This is a genomic window from Herpetosiphon sp. NSE202, assembly GCF_042688385.1.
Classification (GTDB): Bacteria; Chloroflexota; Chloroflexia; order Chloroflexales; family Herpetosiphonaceae; genus Herpetosiphon.
In genome coordinates this window covers 60423-82833 of the sequence record NZ_JBHUPY010000001.1, presented here as the reverse complement: position 1 = coordinate 82833, position 22411 = coordinate 60423, and the positions used below count along the sequence as shown (strand labels likewise).

Below are 22411 nucleotides of genomic sequence, written 5' to 3'. Positions count from 1 at the left end.
TTCATCCTTCATCCTTTATCTTCAATTCTGCTGGCCGAATTTTTGCTATAGGCTTAAGTTATCGTTTCGCATGGAGCACCAATCGGTTTATGACAGTTCAAACAACTACGTGCTGCTCAACCTGCAATTTTGCCGAAAATCCGCCTAGCGCGCGCTTTTGTGGCAATTGTGCCAGCCCATTGCCGCTGCACTGTTTTAGTTGTGGCGCGGCTAATCCACCAGGTTTTCGCTTTTGCGGCACCTGCGCTACTGCGTTAATTGAATATATTCCTGCTGCCACAACCCGCCGCGTAGTAACAATTTTATTTGCCGATGTGTGCAACTACACCAACCTAACCAATCGGCTGGGTGCTGAGCATATGTATAGTTTGCTCGACCCATGTTTGCGTCGGTTGGGCGAAACGGTGCGCCGCTTTGAAGGCACGATCGATAAATTTACTGGTGATGGCTTGATGGCGGTTTTTGGCATGCCTGTGGCGCTTGAAGCTCACGCCGCCCAAGCTGCCTACGCAGCCTTGGCAATGTTCGAGGAATTGGCGGCCTACAACGAAACGATTGCCCACGCAGGCGTTCAATTTCAAATTCGGGTTGGCTTGGCCAGCGGCGAGGTAATTGCCGGGTTGCTTGGCTCCGACCGCTACAGCGATTTAACCGTTATTGGCGGGCCAGTAAACTTGGCAGCGCGGCTCCAACAGGTAACCGATGCTGGCACGATTATGGTCGATGACGATTTAGCCCAAAATTTGCAGCAGAATTTTGTCTTTAGCGAGCAACATACGGTTTCGCTCAAAGGCTTTGAGCAACCGATCACGGCGGCGATGCTTGCAGGCAAGCAATTATCGCAAACGGTGATTGATGGCAGCTTTGCCTTACCCTTGATTGGCCGCGATGCAGAATTACACAATTTGATCGGCGCGACCGAACTCTTGCACAACGGCATGGGTGGGGTCATTGGCCTGACTGGCAGGGCTGGCGTTGGCAAAACACGCCTGACGGGCGAAATTATTCAACATTTGCACAGCCGCGATGTGAAAGTGCTGGTCAACGATTGTAGTAGTGCCACGCGAATTGTGCCCTACAGTGCCTTTTTGGGCTTGATTCGCCAATTATTTCAAATCGATCATGCCGATTCTGCAGCTACCATGCATCATAAAATTCAATTGCTGATTCATGAGTTGGGTAATATGCCGCTCGATTTGATGCCTTACATCGAATATTTGCTCTCGCTCGATTTTATTGATCAAAGTTTGGCTGAACGGGTGCAGCACCTCGATGCAGCCCAATTGAAGCGCCATGTGTTTTTGGCAATTCGCGAATTATTTGTGGCTTGCACGCGCCAACAATCAATGGCGATTGTGATCGACGATGTGCAATGGGCCGATGATTTGTCGCTGGAGCTGTTGGAGTTTATTGCCGAAACCTTCGATGCATCATCGCTCTTGCTTTATATGGTCGCCCGCGACGACGAAACCCCACAAATTCGCCAAACCTTTAATCGCATTTTAGCTCAGGCTCGCCAACGTGGCTTGGTGCTTGAGCTTAATTCGCTCAGCCCAGAAGCTGCCGAAGCTTTGATTAAGCAAATTTTACCCCAAGCCTCAGCAGTGATGATTGACCATTTGGTGCGTCAAGCAGATGGTGTACCGTTTTACTTGGAAGAATTAGCCCGCCATGCCTTGCACGCTGGCCTCGATATTCAGGCCCAAAGCAGTGATAGCCTGCAAATGCCGACAATGCCGCTTTCGTTGCAAGCGTTGATGCGTTCGCGCTATGATCGCTTGCCAACCGATTTGGCCCTGAGTTTGGCGATTGCCTCAGTAATTGGTCGCCGCTTTAGCCAGCAATTGCTCAGCCAATTGCGGCCAGAACAGCCAATCAGCGAGCATCTTGAGCAATTGCAACAACGTGGGTTTGTGCAGCCAATCGCCAATCATCACGACGATTGGTCATTTAGCCATTTGCTCTTACAAGAAACGATTTACGCTAGCCTGCTGCAACAGCAACGCCATACGCTGCACGGTGAAGTAGCGCAAGCGCTCGAAGCCCAAGCTGGTGAGCATCCAGAGTTGTATATCGATGCTTTGGCCTATCACTTTAGCCATTCACAATTGACTCACAAAGCCTTGGAATATTTGCTGTTGGCTGCTCAACGCGCTGCCAGCCGCTTTGCCAACGATGATGCGCTGCGGTTGTATGATCAAGCATTGCCATTGCTGAGTGCCCTTGAGCCACCAGTTCCAGAGCATAGCACAAGCCTATTTCACGGGCGCGGCGATATTTTGAGCTTTGTTGGACGCTACGATGAAGCACGCGTCGCCTATCAACAAGCGCTTGGCATGATTCAGCCTACGCCAGAAAACGAAGCCACCCATGCCACGATTTTACGTCAACTTGCCGCCACCTACGAAAAACAGGGCAACTACGACGAAGCTATGCAGCATTTGGAGCAAGCACGCTTGGTTTTGGCCGATGGCGCATTGCTCGATCATGCCCGTATCGATTGTGATGCAGGCTGGATTGCCTTCCATCGTGGTCATTTGGACCAAGCAGAACGTTTGCTCAACAATGCCCTCACCATCAGCGAGCTGAATAACCACCACGGCTTGCAAGCTTTGGCGGCCAATCGGCTAGCGGGCATCTTTTGGCAGCGTGGCAATCTCAAAGGCGCGCAAGCCTTGGTTAATCAGAGTTTGGCGGTGAGCCGCTATCTTGGCGATTTGCCAGCCATGAGTCGGGCGCTCAACAACCTTGGCGTAATTGCGATGGAGCTTGCCGATTGGCATGCAGCCGCCAGTTACTACGAACAAAGCCTCGAAACGACCCAAGCGATTGGCGATTTGAATGGCCAGATTCTGGCAATAAACAACCGTTCGCATTGTATGATGATGCTTGGCTCGCTCAACGATGCCTTGCGCTTCTCGCAGATGGCCTATCGTCTGGCCCGCCAAATTGGCGCAAAGCTGCACATGGCGACAGCCCTCATTCAACAAGGCACGATTTCGTTTTATGTGCAAGATTATCAACGGGCACGCGGCTACTATTTGCAAGCAGAAAAATTGTATTGCGAAATCCACCACTACGATCCCAAGCGGGTGATTATTGCCGAAATGCTTGGGCGAATTGCCTTTGTCGAGGGTCGGCGCACCTGCGCCAACCGGATGGCCAAGCGTGCGATTCGGCTGGCCAACCAGCTTGACGAGCCGCAATCGCTCTTCCGTAGCCAAGTGTTGCAAATCTATTTGCAAGCCTACAACGGCCAACGGCGTGAGGCGAGCGAGGCAATTGATCAATTGCTGCAACTCTCGCTCAACAATAACTATTTGTTGGCGCTGGGCTTGACAATTGGTGCAACCATCAAACGGCTTAACGGCGATTACACGGTAGCCTTGGCGCATCAAGAACGGGCCGAAATTTTATTTGAGCAAATGAATACCCCAACTATGCTCCGTGAGTATGTTTAAGCCCTAAGGGTTGGTTTTAAGATCCCCTCACCCCAACCCCTCTCCCGTGGCGCGGGCGAGGGGCTTTAACGTTATGGTTCTCCCGCAATTCCTTGGCGAAAAATGGTCGGCTCCCCTCGCCCGCGTTCAGAGGGAGAGGGGGCTGGGGGTGAGGGCCTGCCCATGTTTGCCCATCCAATACTAAGGTTCTTGCAAAAAAACCTGCCCTTAATCGAAAGTAGCGCTGACTTGTGATTGCAAGTCAGCGCTACTTATTGCGCTATGCCAAAACGTGGAAGTATTGCTACTCCCACGCTTCCCGCTCGAAATGGTTGAAATTTAGTCGCTAATGAGACTCCCTGCATTAATGGTGCTGTTCAGGCTTCCTGCATCGGCGTTATTGCCCGCCCATGTGCTGTAACTGCCCGCCCATGTGCTGTAGCTGCCCGCCCATGTGCTGTAGCTGCCTGCCCACGTGTTGTAACTACCAGCCCACGTGCTGTAGCTCCCTGCCCAGGTGAGATAACTACCAGCCCACGTGCTGTAGCTGCCTGCCCATGTGCTATAGCTCGTGGCAAGGGTTGAGCTATAGGTCGCTGTATCGCTAAATGTATTGCTGGTTGAATCGTATTCGGTCGTCCCTTGATAGTGGTTGCTGGTATCGTCAGGATTACTGCTGACAATCAAGTCGGTCGTAAGATCCATGCCTGCGTTGGCGCTGCCAGTATTGCTGCCATCGACCACAGCAGTTGGAATAACCTTGCCAGCGCCTTGTTGCCACATGCTATAGGCTGCTTGACCATTATCCAAGGTCGCAACTTGCGCAGTGCCAGTCAAGCGCGCCTTGATTTGATTATTGGTTAGGGTTGGTTCATCTTGCAACAAGAGCGCGACAATGCCGCTGACCTCGGCGGCTGCCATCGATGTACCGCTCAAGGCATAATAATTAAGGTGTTGTGACGTTTTAACGTCGGCCCATTGGAGTTGGGCACGTTCGCTCACCAAGCCAGCTGCGCCAGAATTGGCAAGCACACTATCTGCTGGTAATGGAGCAATCACCCGTGATCCAGCAATCACTACATCGGGCTTAACAAAGCGGCTTTCGGTTGGCCCAGCAGATGAATAGGCTGCAATCGTATCGCTGCCGTTATCGTTATAAATCGCTGGCCGAATTGCCCCAACGCTGACAATATATGGCACATTGGCAGGAGCCATAATCGTAGCTGGATTCGGACCGGTGTTGCCTGCTGCTGCAACCACCGTAATGCCTTCGTTCCAAGCATGCATCACTGCTTGATTCATCGGGTCGTACCAGTAGGGCGAAACAACCTCTGCTTGCAACGAAAGATTTAGCACCCGAATGTTGTATTGATCGGCGTTATCAATCACCCAATCAATTGCTGCAATAATTGTGCTATACGATGCTTTACCTTGCGAATCTAAGGCGCGGACAACCACATAATTTGCGCCCGGGGCAATCCCGACCTTGGCAGAGCCATACTCTGGTGGCAAAGCACGATTATCGCCCAAGGTGGAAAAAACGTGAGTTCCATGGCCATAGGGGTCGCTGCTATTGAAAATTTGGCTAGTCGCCAACATATCTTTATAGACTAAGAAACGGCTGCCTTGGCTGTAGCGGGCGGTCGTGTTATTGATCCGTTGCCAACGCTCAGGCCGTTCGATGCCAGGCAAGCCTGAATCGATTACCGCGACCGTTACACCTCGGCCATCGATACCACGCCGTTGCAAGGCATCGGCACCGGTCACAATTGAGGGGTATTGCAATGCTGGCGTTTTTTTGCCTTTTGGCCCACGGCCAGCCATGCTAGCAGGTGCTTGCGCAACCGTTGTTTGGGCCGAAGCCTCGACCGTTTGGTCGACAAACACCCGCAAGCCTTGGGCTTGAAGTTGTTCAATTTGTGGCGTGGTTAAATGCGCCACACTGGTTTCAAAACGGCTAAATTGGCGTTGGATTGTGCCACCAACTGCCTGAATTGCACTGGTTTGTTGGCTGAGCGAGCCACCCTGCACTAACACTTGTTGGGTCGCTGGCGCAGGCTGGGCGATTCCCAGCAAACTGACAACGAGGATTAGGGCTAGCACGAGCCGACCTTGCAATAATCCTCTACGATGTTCTCTATCCATAGCGCCTCCAAATTTGGCATGAATGTGGTGTTTCGAGCGGTCACTGTTGGTATATCATAGGTTATGCCACTAACTGGATTAATGCATGGCCATTAGTCCTAGGTTAGTCCTACCGCGAGGGTGAGATCGTCAAGCCATGTAGTAGCTTTTCATCGCAGATTAAGCTCGCTGTGGTATAACAGGCCGCAGTGTGTTCAAGCAAGTGCATCATAACCCACACACATACAAGGAAAAATGATTGATGATTGATGATCGTTTTAGCTCATTAGAAGCAGTGCCACGCGGCAGCAAAGATATTGCCAATGTGTCGCATCTGGTCTATTCCCGCCGCTGGCAATATTTGGGTGGCGTGCTAGGCATGCTTGGTTTGGGCAGTGCCACGACATTGCTCAGCAGCCAACCACCACGTTGGGCCAAACCAATGCTTGGCGGTTTGTTGGCGGCAGGTGTAGCAGCAGCGGGCCTAGGCGTGGCCAATATTTGGCGCTTGGCCGTCGAACAGCATACCTTGCGCTTACCGCTTTGGCCAAGCTCGCTGAATGGCTTCAAAATTGCTCAGCTCAGCGATTTGCATCTTGGGCCGAATTACAGCCAGCGGGTACTCCGCCAAGCCTTAGCCAGCATCAAACGCTGGCAGCCGGATATTATTTTATTAACTGGCGATTTTGTGAATCGGCCAAGCGATGTTGGCACGTTGGAGCGCATGTTGACTGGCATCAATGCACCATTAGGCGTATACGCCTGCCTCGGCAACCACGATTACTGGGACGATCCGCAGCTGATTGCGCGCACCCTCAACAAGGTTGGAGTCGATGTGCTGCTCAATCAACATCGGGTGGTGCATTGGCGTGAGCAAGCAATCGTGATTGCTGGCGTAACCGACCCATGGCAAGCTAACGCAGATTTGGCATTGGCATTGCACAATGCACCTGCGGCCCCGATTATCTTGCTGGCGCATGGCCCCGATTTCGCCGATACTGCTGCCCAACACAAGGTTGCCTTGCAACTTTCGGGGCATGCCCACGCTGGGCATATCAATGCACCATGGTTGGGGCCGCTGGTTGTGCCACGTTGGGGTGAAAAATACCCACACGGTCGCTTTATGATCGACCAGTGTGGGCTGTATGTTAGTCGCGGGTTGGCGGGCTTGCCAATTCGCTTTGGCGCAACACCTGAAGTTGGCTTATTAACCTTGGTTAGCGCCTAATATGTAATGATTCATTGCGTTAACAACGATTCCCCCTCACCCCCTAGCCTCCTCTCACGTTAGACGGGAGAGGAGGAACCGCTGAATCAGGGCTCCCCTCGCCCGCGTTCAGTGGGAGAGGGACTGGGGGTGAGGGCATGCACCTGGTTGCCAACCCAATGAGCTAGTACGCCTAATAATCTTCGTGAACCTCTAAAATGCGGCGGCGCAAGGGGTACAAATCGGCGGGCCGACAATGCACATCGCCAATCCGCAATTGATATTTCAAAAACGCCAATTCGGTCAATAAATGATGGCGAGTACGCACGATTTGGAGTGCTCGCCAGCCGCCGCGAAACAAGGCATGCCATTGGCTTTGCACTCGTCGCCTGCTAGAACGCACCGTTTGGTAGGTTGCTTGATCGATAAATCCACAATGAATTTCCTCGATCAGCTCCAGATCGATCCAATAGCGTTCTTTGCGCCAAGCAATGACCGCCACCAGCACCACAATCAACACACCACCGCTACTAATCAACCAGGCGATCAATACCCCAGGAAAGCGATAGCTAATCGTCATGTTGTGCAGCGCGTGAAACACCACTGCCAAAACCAGGCTCAGTGGCTGCATCACAATCACCACCCAACGGCGGCGTTCGTAGCGAATCATGCCCAAGGCCACGCCAATAATGCTGGTGTAGAAGGCATGATTAAAGCCAAAAAGCACCACCCGCAGCCAAAGCAACGAGGTAATCGAGCCGCCACGGCTGGCAAAATAAATCGCATTTTCGGTCATGGCAAAGCCAAAGCCAATTAATGCGCCATAAATAATGCCATCGAGCACGCCATCGAACTCATAGCGAAAGAACATATAGATGCCAAACAAGGCCAAGGCTTTGAGTGGTTCTTCGACCAACGGTGCATACCAAACTGGTTGGCTGCCACGGTCAAAGCCCAAGGTCGAAGCAGTATTGGGCAATTCTGCCAACAGCGCGAGGGCCACGGCAGGCACCGCACCCCAGACAAATACTGCTAACAGCAGCGGCCATGGCTCTTTTTCATAGCGATCAAGCCACCATAAAAAGGTCACGTACAGCAGCGTTGGCAATACCGTCAGAATAATTGCAAGCCACATTGATTTTCTCGTTGATTGATTGCGGCACTGCGCTTGGCCATCAATACGGTATGACCTATTCCGTCACCCATGGTCGGGTATCGGGTTCGGGAATACTTAGCTCAGCGAGACGGGCATTTGTGGGAATCCCATCACTGTCCCATCCATGCAGAGCATAATATTTCGTTAGCAGTGTGTCAAGAGTGGGAATTTGATTGGCAGCAACTCCGTCAGTTAATGCTTGTTGTTGCCAGCGCGCGCTGAGTTCGTCGTGATGGCCCCATTGCAAGGCCAACAAGCGCTCAACCGTAATAATGCGCTCGCCAACTTTGGCCAAATCGGTTGCTGAAACTTGCTTGCCAATATCGGCGCTCAGAATCGTCGCTAATTCTTTGGGGGTCATTTGGTAGGCTAAACTGGCCAAACGCCGACAAACTCCGGCGCTATCGAGGCCTGCCACAAAGCGTTCATGCCAAATGAGGCGTTCGGGCTTACCATTGACCACGCTTGGTTGATGGTCATCGCTGCCCTTAAGCCATTGGGGAATCGTATCAAGCCATTCGTACCAAGGCATCGCGCCACGGGCATCGCCGCCAATTGGGCTAGTTGCCAAATGCAAGGCCCAGCCTTGGGCAGCACGTGGGTCGAGCGGGCTAAGTGGCAAATTATTGGCCAGCGGGGCAAATTGCTCGCTGCCATAAAAGACTTGGCTCATCTCGTACACGCCCAACGAGAGCAAGCCCCCAATGCCTTGTTTAGTGGCAATCGCATCAATTGCCGCCAAAATCGCCGCTTCATCGCCCCATTGCAAATCGTATTGGCGGGTCAATTCGCGCTGACGACATTCCATCAAAAAGCCAATCGCATTCGCGGTTGCATTTGGGTCAAGCCCATAGCGCAAGCAGCGCTGGTTGGCTTCAATAATTGCGGCAGGAGTTTGCAAGCCACAGCGCGCACCAAAGCTGACAATTGCTTCTAGCTCAGGCCGTGGTTGGTTGGTGGTGGCAAAATCGTGGTAACACGGCAGCGGGCAGCGCGGGCAACCACGATCATAAATCTCGCCAGCATAATCACCAGTGGTTGGCATGACGCTTGGCTCGGGGTCTTGGCCGTTGCGCCCAGTAATAGCCCCATGATGGGCAGCCAAATCAACGTAGTAGCTCGAACCATAATCACGAATTGCTGCTGCCAGCGGGTCGCGGCCAATCCGCTCGGTAATTGGCTTAAACGCTGAGAGGAACGTGGCGGTATCAGCAGGTTTGACCATGCGCGTACCACGCACCACAATCGCCTTGAGCCGTTTGAGCGCCATCACCATACCTGTGCCAGCAGGCTCGGCCATGTAGCGACCTTCGGCCACCAAAGCAGCATAGGGCAGCATCTTTTCGCCAGCCTGACCAAGGGTCAAGACTCGCGCATCAGCGCCATGTTCGGCCATCAGGGCATCGTTGATTTGTTGGGTGTCAAGGCCATTGAGGTGATTGGCGGGGTAAAGCTCTGCTTGACCATTATCAATTACGGCATAAAGCCACGCAGTTGCTTGGCCAACAACCCAAATTGCATCGAAGCCAGCCCGTTTGAGCGCCGCGCCCCAATCGCCAACCGCCCAACTATGAATCAAATTGCCAGTGATGGGAGAACGAGTGGTCGCGACAAAGCCGCCAGTAGCGTAGGCCGGAGTGCCAGCCAACACCCCAGGAGCCAGTAATAAAGGATTATCAGGAGAGCGAACTGCTGTATCGGGGGGAACAAAATGATACATCAAGCCCGCTGTCAGCCCACGTCCACCCAAATATAGCTCGCGAATTGGCGATGGGATGTCAAACGTGGAAGTACTGGCTGTGTCGAGGTTAATGCGTAACGCACGCCCGATAAACGCCATGCGTGGTCTCCTTCCGAAGCTACTACGATGCGTATTGTACAGTAGGTACACAAGTCTAGCAACGCATACCCTGTACTATTGCCAACTCGCTAGCAGTACGAGCCTAAAAGCGCTTCTCTAGGCGGTGTAGGCTGTATGCTAGCGTGTTTCAAGCCGAGCAGCGTTGAGCGCTGGCCAATCGATTTGCACGCCTAAACCTGGCGCTGCTGAGGGTTGAATGCTGGCGGTTTCAAAGCTAAGCCCAGTTGCCAGATCATTAGCAATCAACAACGGCCCATCAAGGTCAACTAAATCGACCAAACCAGCCAAGGCGCAGGCCGCCGAAACCCCGATGCTGGATTCAATCATACAGCCAAGCATCAGCTGCAAGCCATGGGCGCGAGCCGTGGCAATCGCTGCTTGTGCGCCGACAATGCCGCCAGTTTTCATCAATTTAAGGTTCACGCCATCAACCAAACTGGCCCAACGCGCCACATCAGCAGCAGTTTTAATTGGCTCGTCTGCAAAAATTGGCACGCCATAGTTGGCAGCTTTCAGCTGTGCATAGCCAGCAAAATCATCAACTGCCAACGGTTGCTCAACCAACTCAACGCCTAACTCGGCCAAAGCTGGAATCAATTCAGCAGCAGTTTCGCGGCTCCAACCAGCATTAGCATCAACCCGAATGCGGCTGTTGGGGGCTGCTTCGCGAATAATCGCCACGCTGACCAAATCGGCAGGCCCGCCCAACTTTACCTTGAGAATGGGATAATGGGCCACGGCCAAGGCTTGTTGGCGCAAGGCTTCGGCTTCTTCAATTGGCAACGTCACTGAGGTTTGGGGCAATTCCAAGCCATTCAAACCGAGCAAATGGCGCAAGGGCACGCCAAGTTGCTGGCCCAAACGATCATGCAAGGCCAAATCCACGGCAGCGCGGGCGGCCCGACTTTCAAAATCAAGCTTGCCCAACAGCCAGCTAATTGCCGCAGGATCATAGCTGCTGGTGATTGTGTCGCGATAGCGTTCGAGCCACGCCTGAATTTTGGCCGCAGTCTCGCCGTGGTAGGCCACCGCAGCGGCTTCGCCCCAGCCATCATCCAAATTCAACAGCACATTATGACGGGTGGTGCTAGCACCGTGGGCAATCCGAAAGGTGTTACGTAAACAAAGTTCAACCGGATAAAGCGCCCATTCCATGGCTATTGCTCCTCGCGAATCCGCCGAATAACGACCAAACCAGGGTTACCTTGAGCCTGATAGACCTGCTGATGCACTTCATCAATCCGATCAAGCGAGATGCTCCAATTGCGTTGATTGGCATGAATCATCCACTCATTATCAAGTGCAATTGAGACGTGGTTAATCCGCTCGTGGCGATAATCTTCGATGTTGCGCAGCACGCCCCAAAACAGCAAATCGCCAGCAGCAACCTCTTCACGGTTGATCAAATGGCCAATTTGCGATTGCTGATCGGCATCACGGGGCAATTGCACGCCCAGCCAACGGTAAGCCGCCTGCGCCAAGCCAGAGCAATCGAAGCCAAAGCTGGTTGTGCCGCCCCAAAGATAAGGCACGCCGATCAATTGGCGAACTGCCCGCAGCATATCGTCGATTCCCGCTTGATCAGCAGAGAAATCATCGACTGGCGTTAATGAATCGGCTTCGAGCCAGCCAGGCACGCCGGTTGGGGTGCTTATAAAAGCTTTGCCATCGCGAAATTCATCAATTTTAAGCCGAATGCCCCATGGCAACAAGCCAATTTGCTCGCCTTCTAAGCCAAATAATGGCAGCCAGCGGCTGGTAATCACATGGGTGGCAGCGTTGCGATAATCGCTAGGCTGCTCGTGGAGCACAACGCCGTTGCGATGCACCCAACCAAGATAACCATCGCTGGTGATGACGTTTAACCATTGTTGATCATGGGCGATCACCTCTAAGCCTTCGCCAAAACTGGCCTCGGTGACCAATTCAGAATCGCGGGTGGCCTGCCAGCGCACATCCAACACTCCAAACCCAACCGTTGCAAAGCCATGTTCGGGCTGCTCGCGCAGCACAATCAACTCATCGCGCACATTCGGCAACAAGGCCAAGAGCGCGGTATGCTGGCTCCGATCCAACACCCGACCACGGAGCACCGTGCCATTGTCTTCTTCGACGTGGGCAGCTAAAATCGTCATACGCCGACGATCAAATTGGGCTGCATACTGATCAATCGTGGTTTGAAGTGGATGCATCGTTCACGTCCTCTGCTAGCATGAAACCGTGATTGGTAAAAAAGTGGGCCTGTGAACTATTGGCGAGCACGCGAACTTGGACCCGTGGATAGCGCGCTTGGGCTAAACCATTGAGGGCTGCGCTGAGCAAGGCTTGCTCAAATTGTTGTTGCTGAAAGGCCTGATCAACCGCCAGCTGGAGAATTTCGACCGTATTGGCCTGTTTGACCACAACAATTGCACCCAGCAAACCGCTGCGAGTTTCGATCACAAATGAGCAAGCATCGAGCAAACGGCCATACTCGCCTTGTAAAACGGCAAAGGCCCAATCGATGGTGGCCGAGAGCGTTGGCGTAGGCTCGTTGGGGAGCGACATGCCAGCGGCATGCACCAGCCGACCCAAATCTACCCCATCGTCGGTGCTTAAATAGCGTAACGGGTACGGGGCATCAAGCACGCCAAGCCGAGTTGCCGAGTGTAAGGTTTGCCAGTGATCCATGGGGTATCCTTTGAGATCGCGATTAAGGCTATGCTACCATATTTTTGGGTAATCCGAACGATTGCTAGCTCCCCCAAGAGTCCTAGTTCGATAATCCGCCTAAAGACTGAGAGATCGCTACTTGACGGCCTGCAAGCGGCTATGCTATTCTAGGCCTGTTCGAAATCAATTCTGCTATTTTCTTAGATGGAGGCTGCATGATGATCAACTTGATCAACAACCAACTGCGCACTGCAAGTGATGCAGGTACCCATGCGCCCATCTACCTCGTGCTTCTCTCCTAAAGCGATACGCTAATAAGCACCGAGGGCCGTGGGCGTGATTCTAACAACGCTCACGGCTCTTGTTTTCTGCGGCTGTGGACCTGCCTTTCTATGATGGGCCGTGAGCATTCTTTTCAGCAAGATACTCATGGTCTATTACGTTTGTTTAGGAGGCTCCTAGTGTTAATGCTCGACCGCGATGGAACCGTCCTGTGTGTAGAAAAGCCCAAGCCCAAGCCAAACGCCATGAAACGGGCGTATGCTGAGTTGCCCCACGAGCCAGATCAAGACCAAACCAGCCGCATTGGCCGTTTGGTCGACTTGGCCTTCGATCAACTTGGCTTCCGGCGCTTGGAGTTGCATGTCAGCGACGACCACGCCAGCAAACGTCGATAATTCTCCTCAACGACGAGCGAGTGTTGATCGATCCCATCTATCGCATATCATGGAATTGCTAGCAGCCCTAGCAGTTGACCGGTTCGTGCAACCATTGGATGGAGTACAACAATGCAGCAAGCACCTGCTTTAGTGGTGGCAAATATCTATAAACAATTCGGCACGAGTGAAGTCAAACATTGGCTCACTCGTCGCCCTCGTCCCAACCCTAAGCCTCCGGTCGTTGCGGTTGATCATGTCAGTCTCGATGTGGCCGAAGGCGAAATTTTTGGCTTGCTCGGGGCCAACGGTTCAGGCAAATCAACCTTGATTCGCTTGATCTCAACCTTGCTAATCCCCGATGCTGGCCAGATTCAGGTGTTTGGCCTCGATGTACGCACCGATGAGAAAGCTGTCAAACGCTTAATCAATCGGGTTAGTGTTGAGGCTGCGTTTTTTAAGAAGTTGAGCGCCTTAGAAAACTTAATGTACGCCGCCCGTTTGTACGATCTCAAGCCAGCCTATGCCCGCACTGAATCGGTGCGCATTTTGGCAGCGCTCGGCTTGAAAGAAAAACGCTTATATGAGCCGCTAGAAAATATGTCACGCGGGATGCAGCAAAAAGTTGCCATCGCCCGTGGCTTGCTCACCAAACCACGGCTTTTGCTGCTCGATGAGCCAACCACGGGGCTTGATCCGCGTTCGCGCTCGGATGTGCAACGCTTTGTGCGCCGTTTACGCGATGAATCAAACACAACCGTCTTTTTGACGACCCACGATATGGACGAAGCCGATCGGCTTTGCGACCGAATCGCAATTATCGATGCTGGCAAAATTGTGGCTTTGGATACGCCGCAAGGGCTTAAAACCAGCATCGGCCAGCAAATCGGCAAGCCCAACGCCACCATGGAAGACGTTTTTATGACCCTGACAGGCCGCTCGTTGGCCGACGAAGATTTTATGGACGAAGACAGCGATTATATGGAGCACAACCATGACCAAAATACTGAACAAAGCATTGAAGGAGCGTGAATGAACGGAACAATCATGCGGGCCCAAAGTGGCTTTTTCTGGGTAAAACTCGACGAAACTGGTGAAACCTTGCGCTGTACCCTGCGTGGGCGGCTCAAAAAAACCAAACAATATAGCGACCTCGCGACGCTCGGCGATTATGTGCGCATCACCCAAACGATGCCCGGCGAGGGCGCTGTCGAAGAGATTTACCCACGGCGCAGCAAGCTCGCGCGAACCGCAATCAAAGGTGCCCGTTTTGAACAAGTGATTGTCGCCAACCTCGATATTGTGTTAATTACCTTTGCGGTTGCTCACCCTGAGCCACATGTGCGCATGATCGATCGCTTTTTGGTCATTGCCGAGGCCAACAATCTCGATGTGGCGATTATTGCCAATAAATGCGATTTAGCCAGCGAGAGCAAACAAGAGGTTTTCAACATCTACGAGCAAATTGGCTACCCAGTGTTTTATACCAGCGTCGCCACGGGCCAAGGCATCGAGCAAGTTCAAGAAGCAATTCATAATAAAATTTCGGCCTTTACTGGCCCTTCAGGCGTTGGTAAATCGAGTTTGCTCAACGCCATTCAACCAGGCCTGAATTTGCGCACTGGCGATGTGAGCGATGCGGTCAATAAAGGCCAGCACACCACCGTTGCTGGCGAATTGGTGCCCTTGCATGCTGGCGGCTTTGTGGCCGATACACCTGGAATTCGTGAGCTTGGCTTGTATCAAATGGAGCCAGACGAACTCGAATGGTGCTTCCGCGAATTCCGCCCCTTTATCGACCAATGTGGCTTTAGCGATTGCACCCATACTCACGAGCCAGACTGCGCAGTCCTAACAGCGGTTGAGGCTGGTCAAATTAGCGCCGCCCGCCATCAAAGTTATGTCAAATTACGTGACCAAACTGCTGAGCAAAGCGCCAGCCAACGCTTTTAAGATCCTTTCACCCTCTAACAAGGGTAGGTTTTGAGCGATTGGTCGGCGGTGGAGCGTTCCCTCACCCCCCAGCCCCCTCTCCCACGAGAACGCGGGCGATGGGGAGCACCCGTTTTTACCAACGCATTGCCGAAGAACCATGGCGTTAAAGCCCCGCGCCACGGGAGCGGGGTTGGGGTGAGGGGATCTTAAAACTGACCCTTGTAAGCCATCCCCTGCTCCCTCCTTACAAGGGTCGGTTTTGAGCGATTGGTCGGCGGTGGAGCGTTCCCTCACCCCCAACTCCCTCTCCCACGAGAACGCGGGCGATGGGGAGCACCCGTTTTTACCAACGCATTGCCGAAGAACCATGGCATTAAAGCCCCGTGCCACGGGAGCGGGGTTGGGGTGAGGGCCAGCACCTGCTTTCACCCCAAATTATGCAAAAACCACAAAACAAAAAGCCCCTCTCCCGCGTTTTCGTGGGAGAGGGGTTGGGGTGAGGGTATACTCGAACTAGCGCCGATTGTTATTTTCGGTCGAGCGGGCAATCGAAGGGCCTGGAGTATGGGATGGTGGCCCAGCGACTTCGCGGACTGATGGTGGTGCTTGCTGCTGTTGGGCTGCATAATCGGCGGCAAATGCGGCCAAAGTGGCATCAGGCTCATAGAAGAAATCGAGGTTATTGCCATCTTTGGCTTCTTCTTCCGAGACCACGATTTGCACTTTCGCGCCATTGGGAATCCCGCCCGAGGCCAACAAATCGGCCAATGGGGCATCGATATCCTTCATCAAGCGCGAGCGCAATGGGCGTGCCCCAAAGCGTGGGTCGAAACCACGGCGCAAAATATAATCGCGCGCTTCTTCGTTGAGGCTAATTTCAACCCCATGGCGGCGATATTGATCATTCGATTCAGCAACCATGCGATCGAGCACTTGGCGCAAGGTATCGCTGCTCAATGGACGGAAGGCGATAATTTCATCGATCCGGTTGATCCATTCAGGGCTAAACACCTTTTGCAGCGATTCGAAACCGATTTGATAAATTTGTTGGCCGGTTGATTCGACAACTCGATTGGGTGTGCGGAAGCCAATCGTGCGTTGCGAGACATAATTTGCCATTTCCTGAGCGCCAACATTCGTGGTCATGATAACAATAGCGCGTTGGAACGAAACTTTGCGCCCACCGTTGAGCAAAGTAATCTCGCCATCTTCCATAATTTGCAACAACAAATTCCACAGCTCGGACGTTGCTTTTTCAATTTCGTCAAACAAGATCACAGCATTTTCTTGCTCGATTAAATCGGGGTCGAGCAATGGCTTCTGATCGCGTCCGACGTAGGAGGGAGGAGCGCCAAGCAAGGCTGAAACTTCGTGGCCTTGGCTAAACAGCGAACAATCGAGCTTGAGGAAACCACCACCTTGCGGATGCAAAAAGGCAGCTAAGCGCTTGGCGCATTCACTTTTACCAACGCCAGTTGGCCCCAGAAAAAGCAAAGTTGCGCGTGGGCGTTGCTGGCTACCAGCGCTAAAGCCAAAGCGGGCGCGATTTAAGGCCCGAATTAAGCTTTCGATCGCCCGATTTTGGCCAAAGACACTGCTGCGTAATTCTTGTTCAACCGCATCGAGTGGGTTTTTATCACCGCGCACCGCTCGTTGCATGGAACCGCTGATCGGTGTTTTTTGCTGTTCATCCATACGTTTAACCTCCAAGACAGATACGGCAACCATGGCAAAACCCGTGAGACTATTGTATCCCACGGGTTTTTGCTGAGTCAAGGATGCTTAGTCCTGTTTTTTATGGCGCTACAGGGATGGTATTTAGTACCGCAGGGTTGATAGTCAAGATCTGACCAACGACCCATCCTTCGGTGCCATCGGGAAGCTTGACTTTGAACCAAGCACTTTGGCTATCGCGGCCAGTCAAGGTCAGGTTGATCCCAGCATCGACCGTGGTTACAACCCCACCACCAGGCGCTGAGCGCACATTGCCACCATTGAAGGTCACGGCAAATGGCGCATCGCCACTGACTGGGGTAATTTTGTTGACTTCGCTAGCTGGCAAATCGATCGTGCTGCTATTGAGCCAGCCCGATTGACCGCTTTGGCTAATTGCCACCAAGTACCAAACTTCGCCGTTGACTGGCATTTTGACCACGATCCGCGCAATTTCGCCAGCGGTCACGTTGCCACGTTGGTTGGCTGGGCCATATGGGGTGGTGTAAATAATGCCTGGGCGGCTAATCACCACATTATCCAATGGCACTGGCACGCCACCAGCAACAGCAGTTGGTTCGACTGGTGGGGTAACTTGGGTTACTGGCGTAGCCCCATCAGCAGGGGTTGGCACGACAGTTCCAGAAACTGGTTCAGTTGACTCAACTGTTGGCGTAACATCGACTGGAGTCACTGCTGCATCGCCCAAGAAGCGATCGAGGGCATCGCCCTTGATTTCAATTGGTTCGTTGGCGGTGGCCAAAACTGCACCCTCAGCGTTAGCAACCGTCACCTGGACAGTATATTCCGATGATTTGCGGCCATCTTCGTGGTCTTCGATTTCGGGAATGGTTAACCGAGCTTTGCCAGCGGCCACAGTCGAGGTCATCGCGGCGGTATCAAAAAACTCAAATGGCCGGCCATCTTCCAATAAGATCGCGCCCACTTGGCTGTTGTCAGGTGCATCTGTGGTAATGTTGATTTGAGCCGTTAATTTGCCATCGCTTACAATCATGCTGGCGCGTTCAATGTCGAGCACAGTTTGGGCCACGGGAGTTGGCACAATTTCTTCGTCACCACCTTGGCTAATAATGCCATAGGCCACAGCGCCAAGCACCAAGAGCAACACAAGGACGACTAAAATTATCCCAAGCCCGCCACCTTTTTTGGGTTCTTCGGGGGTTGGCAAGGAGGTATAGTCAGTTGGAACATAGTCAGCAGGCAACGATAGTTGATCGGGGACTTTTTTGCGCCGTAACTGCCAAACAGTCGTTGGCTGAGAACGTGGTGTTAAGGCAACTTGAGACATTCGGCTCGCCTCCCCCACGAAGTGTGGGTTACTAAAAAATGCAAAGTTATCGCTTTAGGGCGTATTATAGCGAGGAGAGATTGATTTGACAACGAAGCCAAGTTTTGGCTTTGATACAATAGCCTAGCATTAGTGTCAAGCGAGGTCGTCTTATGCGGTTGATCGTGGTTCGTCATGGTGAAACAGCCTGGAATGCTGAACGTCGTTATCAAGGCCATTTGCCCATTCCCTTGAATGCACGTGGACGCGAACAAGCGTTACGCGCCGCTCAACGGCTCGCCACATTAACAATTGATCAGCTTTATGCCAGCGATATTGCCCGGGCTTGGGAAACTGCCAGCATCATTGGCGCACACATTGGCTTGGCTCCGCAAGCATTGAGCGATTTACGCGAGATTAACGATGGTGATTGGGCTGGCCACACGCCAGAAGAATTGCACAATCTCTTTCCTGATCATATGCAATTAATCAAACTCAATCCCGACAGCACCCAACGGCTCAATGGTGAATCGTATGCTGAATTGCAACAGCGCATGGCCAACGCCTTCGATCATTTTGTTGCTCATCATCGCGGCCAAACTGTGGTCGCAGTTTCGCATGGCGGAGCGATTCGAGCCTTGGTTTGCCATCTGTTGGCAGCACCACTCCGCCATTTTGGCCGTTTATGGCTCGATAACGGTGCGTTCGTCGAAATTGTGGCCCACGGCGATGAATGGCGCGTTTTGCGGGTCAACGATGCCGCGCACCTCGACGGGGTGTTTGCCAAGGGGGAATGAGAGCATAGAACAAAGAACATAAGTATTGGGGTAGGTGGTCAGAAACCGAGTGATTGAGCGCAGAGAGTGTGAAAGGGGTCAGGATTCAGGGATCAGGGCTCAGAAACCAATAGCACTATGATTCACGATTTCTGACCCCTGATCCTTCATCCCTGGCCCTTCGTGATCTTTGCGCTCTTCGCAGTTTCGTCCCTATGCTCTATAGTTCTATGTTCTTTGTTCTCACTCCCGTGCTATAATCCCACGGTGAATTTTTTATGTCCTGTGAGGAGTATCAAACGAATGCGCCGAACAACCACGATTGCGCTTTTAGCGCTTGTATTAGCCGCCTGTGGTTCTGCTGAATCAACCGCAATGCCAACGCTCGAACCACGCCCGACCAGCGCACCAACTGCCGAAGTTGCCCCAACCGAGGCCAGCACTGGCCGACCAACTTCGGCTCCAAACGACACTGGCAGCAATCCAAATCCAGGTTCGTCCAAGCAATATGCCAGCGAGCCAGCCATGACGATTGATGTCAATAAGCAATATATCGCCACGCTCAAAACCCAAAAAGGCGATATTGTGATTGAACTCAATACCAAAAATGCGCCACGCACAGTCAATAACTTTGTGTTTTTGGCCCGCGAAGGTTTCTACGATAACGTGACCTTCCACCGCGTGATTCCTGGCTTTATGGCGCAAGGTGGCGACCCAACCGGCACGGGTATGGGTGGCCCAGGCTACAATTTTGGCAATGAGTATAATGATACCACTAGTAATTTGCTCTTCGATAAACCTGGGGTTTTGGCAATGGCTAATACTGGTCAACCAAATAGCAATGGCTCACAATTTTTCATCACCTTGGCTCCAGCAATGCATTTAACCCCCGATGCCTATACGATCTTCGGCCAAGTTACCGCTGGCCAAGATGTGGTTGATCAAATCAGCCCTCGCGATCCAGATATGGGCGGCGCACCTGGCGATGCAATTTTGACCGTCACGATCGAAGAAAAATAATGAATCATTTATATAAAATCTAGCATTCTTAAATCATTTAATCACTAATTCAAAGGCTCCTTGATTCGAAGAATCAAGGAGCCTTCCAACAAAAATTTGCAGGTTTTTTACTATTAATGTATATTTACAAATGATTGTACTTGAGTAATATAGGAAAGGATTCAAAGAATGAGTAAATTATGGCGGAAGGTTCTTGCCGTTGGGTTTATGTTTTCTTTGATGTTGGTTATTGTACAACCTGCTTCAGCGACTACAAATGTAGTCGTGCCCTGGAACGGCATTGTCTATCATGAGTGCATCCTTACTGATTTTGTGGTAACCACTCAAATCAACCCATCACAAATCTATGCAGAATGCCAAAGTCCAGGTAATGGCCCAGGTCATACTACTCTTAAATATGACAAAAGAACCTATACAGGGTCGTATTTTCAAAGTATTACCACCACAGAAGTCAGTATTTGGGGTAATAAAGTTGGGATTAAAGCAATCCCCTAAGTATGGATCAAATATTGAAAATTCGATCTTAATTTAAAATCAAGAAAAACTCAACTGTGCTGGCTGTAGGGAAATCCTTAGTTCAAGCACAGTTGATTTTTGTATTAAGCTTTTTATAATGCCTCTTCTAAATTAATTTCGCTTAACGTAATCATGTGGCGTAGTCAGTAATTCGACTACGCCACTGACCAAACTGTAGTAGGCTCCCACAATTCGCAGCAACCCAGCGTGCTCACGTTGGGCCAATAATGGAATCTGCTGCAACTCCACCACTGTATGCAGAACATTTGCCCGAATCGCCGCATCCAAACGATTCGGATCATGACTATCAATTTCAGCAACTGCTGGCCGCAGATGATCAACTAAGACGGCAATCCGATCAGGCGCAGTCTGCTGCTTATCAAGCATCGATATTGTTGCTTTGACCGCGCCACAATGCTCATGACCAAGCACCACCAGCAACGGAATCTCCAACACATCAGCACCAAATTCGATGCTGCCAACTGTCACTTCATCGATCGCATGGCCCGCCGTGCGAATCACCAACAAATCGCCAAAGCCACAATCAAACAACAATTCAGGAATCACCCGCGAATCGACGCAACCGAGGATCATGGCAAACGGATGTTGGGCTTGGGTTAATTGTTGGCGGTAGAGGCTATCGTGATGGGGATCGAGGGGATGGTTGGCGACAAAGCGGGCGTTGCCAGCAAGCAAAAAGGCCAGCGCCGCCGCCGCATCAACGGTTAATGTTTGCAGATCTGGTAAAACAACTGGTGGAGCCATGGAAAAACCCTTCCTTGTATGCAAAGCAGCATTGCTATCAGCATAGCAAGCGGTGGCTCCAACACAGTTATAGTTCCGCTACCCAAGATGTATATCTAAAGACTATGGGTTGATTGAGGCGTTCCCTCACCCCGCAATCACATCTCCTTCCAAGAGTAGATTTTTAGTAAAGCGCGGTGGTCAAACGCCCCTCACCCCCCAGCCCCCTCTCCCACTAGATGCGGGCGAGGGGGAGCCGATCGTTTTTACCAAGGAATTGCGGGAGAACCAGCGCGTTAAAGCCCCTCCCCCGCCGCGTGGGAGAGGGGTTGGGGTGAGGGAATCTTAACTCCTACCCTTGGAAGCCAGCCCCCGCTCCTTTCAACGGTAGGTTTTGAGCGATTGCTCGGCAGTGGAGCGTTCCCTCACCCCCCAGCCCCCTCTCCCACTGGACGCGGGCGAGGGGGAGCCGACCATTTTTCGCCAAGGAATTGGGAGAGAACCACAATATTAAAGCCCCTCGCCCGCCGCGTGGGAGAGGGGTTGGGGTGAGGGGAGGGAACCTCAACTCCTAGAAAAATTCGACTGTGCCGCTATCAAGGCTATAGTAACCGCCGATAATGCGTACGTTGCCAGCTGCTTCAAGCTCAGCCAACAACGGCGCTGCTTTCAGGGCAGCAACGGTCAATTTGGTATTTTCGCGCACCACTGCATCAAGCAAATCACCAGATTCATGGCCGGCGGCGGTGACGGCATCATACGCTGGGCGAATATGCTCAACAATCGAAACAATTTGGTCGGGCGCTGGGGTGTTGCTTTCGATCGATTCGATCGTGGCATTGACTGCGCCACATTTTTCATGGCCCAACACCAGCACCAGCGGCGTGCCCAACTCGGCAACCCCAAACTCGATGCTGCCAATTTCGACCGCATCAATCACATGGCCCGCCGTACGCACCACCAACAAGTCGCCAATCCCGCGGTCGAACACCACTTCTGGCCCAACCCGTGAATCGACGCAGCCAACAATCGTGGCAAACGGTTTTTGGCCTTTGGCCGTGGTGCTGCGGCGATTGGCATCTTGATTGGGATCAATTGTGCGATTGGCAACAAAACGGGCATTGCCATCTTTGAGCAGTTGGAATGCACTATCGGCGTTAAATTCAACTGGCTCAGTCGTTGCCGCAGGCATCAGCGTTTCTTCGGCCCCGCAACCAGCCAACAACCCTACCGCTAGAATGCCAGAGGCCCCTAAAAATTGGCGGCGCGATAGCTTGCCCAAATCCATGAGCACAACTCCTTAGATAGCTATAATCCAATTTG

At 52.2% G+C, this 22411-nt stretch carries 18 protein-coding genes; 8 read left to right on the top strand and 10 right to left on the bottom strand.

The window, feature by feature from the left end:
• Positions 1 to 89: 89 nt before the first annotated feature.
• Positions 90 to 3461 carry a tetratricopeptide repeat protein gene (locus ACFMKP_RS00350; RefSeq protein ID WP_382288000.1) on the top strand — a complete coding sequence of 1124 codons (3372 nt, stop codon included), beginning with the start codon at positions 90 to 92 and terminating at the stop codon, positions 3459 to 3461.
• A gap of 318 nt (positions 3462 to 3779) precedes the next feature.
• On the opposite strand, the gene ACFMKP_RS00345 is transcribed toward ACFMKP_RS00350, so the two are convergent.
• Positions 3780 to 5585 (bottom strand): S8 family peptidase, encoded by a 1806-nt coding sequence (locus tag ACFMKP_RS00345; protein WP_382287998.1) that lies wholly within the window; start codon positions 5583 to 5585, stop codon positions 3780 to 3782.
• A 241-nt stretch (positions 5586 to 5826) separates the two neighbouring features.
• On the opposite strand from ACFMKP_RS00345, the gene ACFMKP_RS00340 reads away from it, so the two are divergent.
• Positions 5827 to 6792, top strand: coding sequence for a metallophosphoesterase (locus ACFMKP_RS00340; RefSeq protein WP_382287997.1), 966 nt, complete (start codon positions 5827 to 5829; stop codon positions 6790 to 6792).
• A gap of 172 nt (positions 6793 to 6964) precedes the next feature.
• Here ACFMKP_RS00340 and ACFMKP_RS00335 read toward each other — a convergent pair whose 3' ends face one another.
• The 5 genes from ACFMKP_RS00335 to ACFMKP_RS00315 all read right to left on the bottom strand — a co-directional run bounded on the left by ACFMKP_RS00335 (position 6965) and on the right by ACFMKP_RS00315 (position 12458).
• A complete protein-coding gene (locus tag ACFMKP_RS00335; protein ID WP_382287995.1) occupies positions 6965 to 7906 on the bottom strand; it encodes a PrsW family intramembrane metalloprotease in 942 nt (313 codons plus the stop codon).
• A gap of 55 nt (positions 7907 to 7961) precedes the next feature.
• Positions 7962 to 9767, bottom strand: a complete 1806-nt coding sequence (locus ACFMKP_RS00330; RefSeq protein ID WP_382287993.1) for an aldehyde ferredoxin oxidoreductase family protein — start codon at positions 9765 to 9767, stop codon at positions 7962 to 7964.
• A 138-nt stretch (positions 9768 to 9905) separates the two neighbouring features.
• A complete protein-coding gene (locus tag ACFMKP_RS00325) occupies positions 9906 to 10943 on the bottom strand; it encodes a dipeptide epimerase (protein WP_382287991.1) in 1038 nt (345 codons plus the stop codon).
• Between the two features lie 2 nt (positions 10944 to 10945).
• Positions 10946 to 11980, bottom strand: a complete 1035-nt coding sequence (locus tag ACFMKP_RS00320; RefSeq protein WP_382287989.1) for a C40 family peptidase — start codon at positions 11978 to 11980, stop codon at positions 10946 to 10948.
• A complete protein-coding gene (locus ACFMKP_RS00315; protein WP_382287988.1) occupies positions 11955 to 12458 on the bottom strand; it encodes a GNAT family N-acetyltransferase in 504 nt (167 codons plus the stop codon). The genes ACFMKP_RS00320 and ACFMKP_RS00315 overlap by 26 nt, the downstream gene beginning before the upstream one ends.
• A gap of 443 nt (positions 12459 to 12901) precedes the next feature.
• Here ACFMKP_RS00315 and ACFMKP_RS00310 point away from each other — a divergent pair, with 443 nt between their 5' ends.
• From ACFMKP_RS00310 to rsgA, 3 genes are all read left to right on the top strand, one after another.
• Positions 12902 to 13117 (top strand): hypothetical protein, encoded by a 216-nt coding sequence (locus ACFMKP_RS00310; RefSeq protein ID WP_054536264.1) that lies wholly within the window; start codon positions 12902 to 12904, stop codon positions 13115 to 13117.
• A 111-nt stretch (positions 13118 to 13228) separates the two neighbouring features.
• Positions 13229 to 14128 carry an ABC transporter ATP-binding protein gene (locus tag ACFMKP_RS00305; protein ID WP_382287987.1) on the top strand — a complete coding sequence of 300 codons (900 nt, stop codon included), beginning with the start codon at positions 13229 to 13231 and terminating at the stop codon, positions 14126 to 14128.
• Entirely contained in the window at positions 14129 to 15049 is a 921-nt protein-coding gene (gene rsgA, locus ACFMKP_RS00300; protein WP_382287985.1) for a ribosome small subunit-dependent GTPase A, read from the top strand.
• A gap of 495 nt (positions 15050 to 15544) precedes the next feature.
• Here the strand turns inward: rsgA and ACFMKP_RS00295 are convergent, their stop codons facing one another.
• Together ACFMKP_RS00295 and ACFMKP_RS00290 are read right to left on the bottom strand one after the other, a co-directional pair.
• Entirely contained in the window at positions 15545 to 16726 is a 1182-nt protein-coding gene (locus ACFMKP_RS00295) for an AAA family ATPase (protein WP_054536261.1), read from the bottom strand.
• A 100-nt stretch (positions 16727 to 16826) separates the two neighbouring features.
• A complete protein-coding gene (locus tag ACFMKP_RS00290) occupies positions 16827 to 18053 on the bottom strand; it encodes an SH3 domain-containing protein (protein ID WP_382287983.1) in 1227 nt (408 codons plus the stop codon).
• Positions 18054 to 18205: 152 nt separating this feature from the next.
• On the opposite strand from ACFMKP_RS00290, the gene ACFMKP_RS00285 reads away from it, so the two are divergent.
• From ACFMKP_RS00285 to ACFMKP_RS00275, 3 genes are all read left to right on the top strand, one after another.
• Positions 18206 to 18829: a histidine phosphatase family protein gene (locus ACFMKP_RS00285; protein WP_382287981.1), complete on the top strand. Its 624-nt coding sequence runs from the start codon at positions 18206 to 18208 to the stop codon at positions 18827 to 18829.
• A 282-nt stretch (positions 18830 to 19111) separates the two neighbouring features.
• The gene (locus ACFMKP_RS00280) at positions 19112 to 19828 is read left to right on the top strand and encodes a peptidylprolyl isomerase (protein WP_275580659.1); all 717 of its coding nucleotides are present in this window, start codon (positions 19112 to 19114) and stop codon (positions 19826 to 19828) included.
• Positions 19829 to 19996: 168 nt separating this feature from the next.
• A complete protein-coding gene (locus ACFMKP_RS00275) occupies positions 19997 to 20323 on the top strand; it encodes a hypothetical protein (RefSeq protein WP_204757345.1) in 327 nt (108 codons plus the stop codon).
• A 132-nt stretch (positions 20324 to 20455) separates the two neighbouring features.
• Here the strand turns inward: ACFMKP_RS00275 and ACFMKP_RS00270 are convergent, their stop codons facing one another.
• Positions 20456 to 21109, bottom strand: coding sequence for a carbonic anhydrase (locus ACFMKP_RS00270; protein ID WP_382287978.1), 654 nt, complete (start codon positions 21107 to 21109; stop codon positions 20456 to 20458).
• A 550-nt stretch (positions 21110 to 21659) separates the two neighbouring features.
• Positions 21660 to 22376 carry a carbonic anhydrase gene (locus ACFMKP_RS00265; protein WP_382287976.1) on the bottom strand — a complete coding sequence of 239 codons (717 nt, stop codon included), beginning with the start codon at positions 22374 to 22376 and terminating at the stop codon, positions 21660 to 21662.
• Between the last annotated feature and the right edge of the window lie 35 nt (positions 22377 to 22411).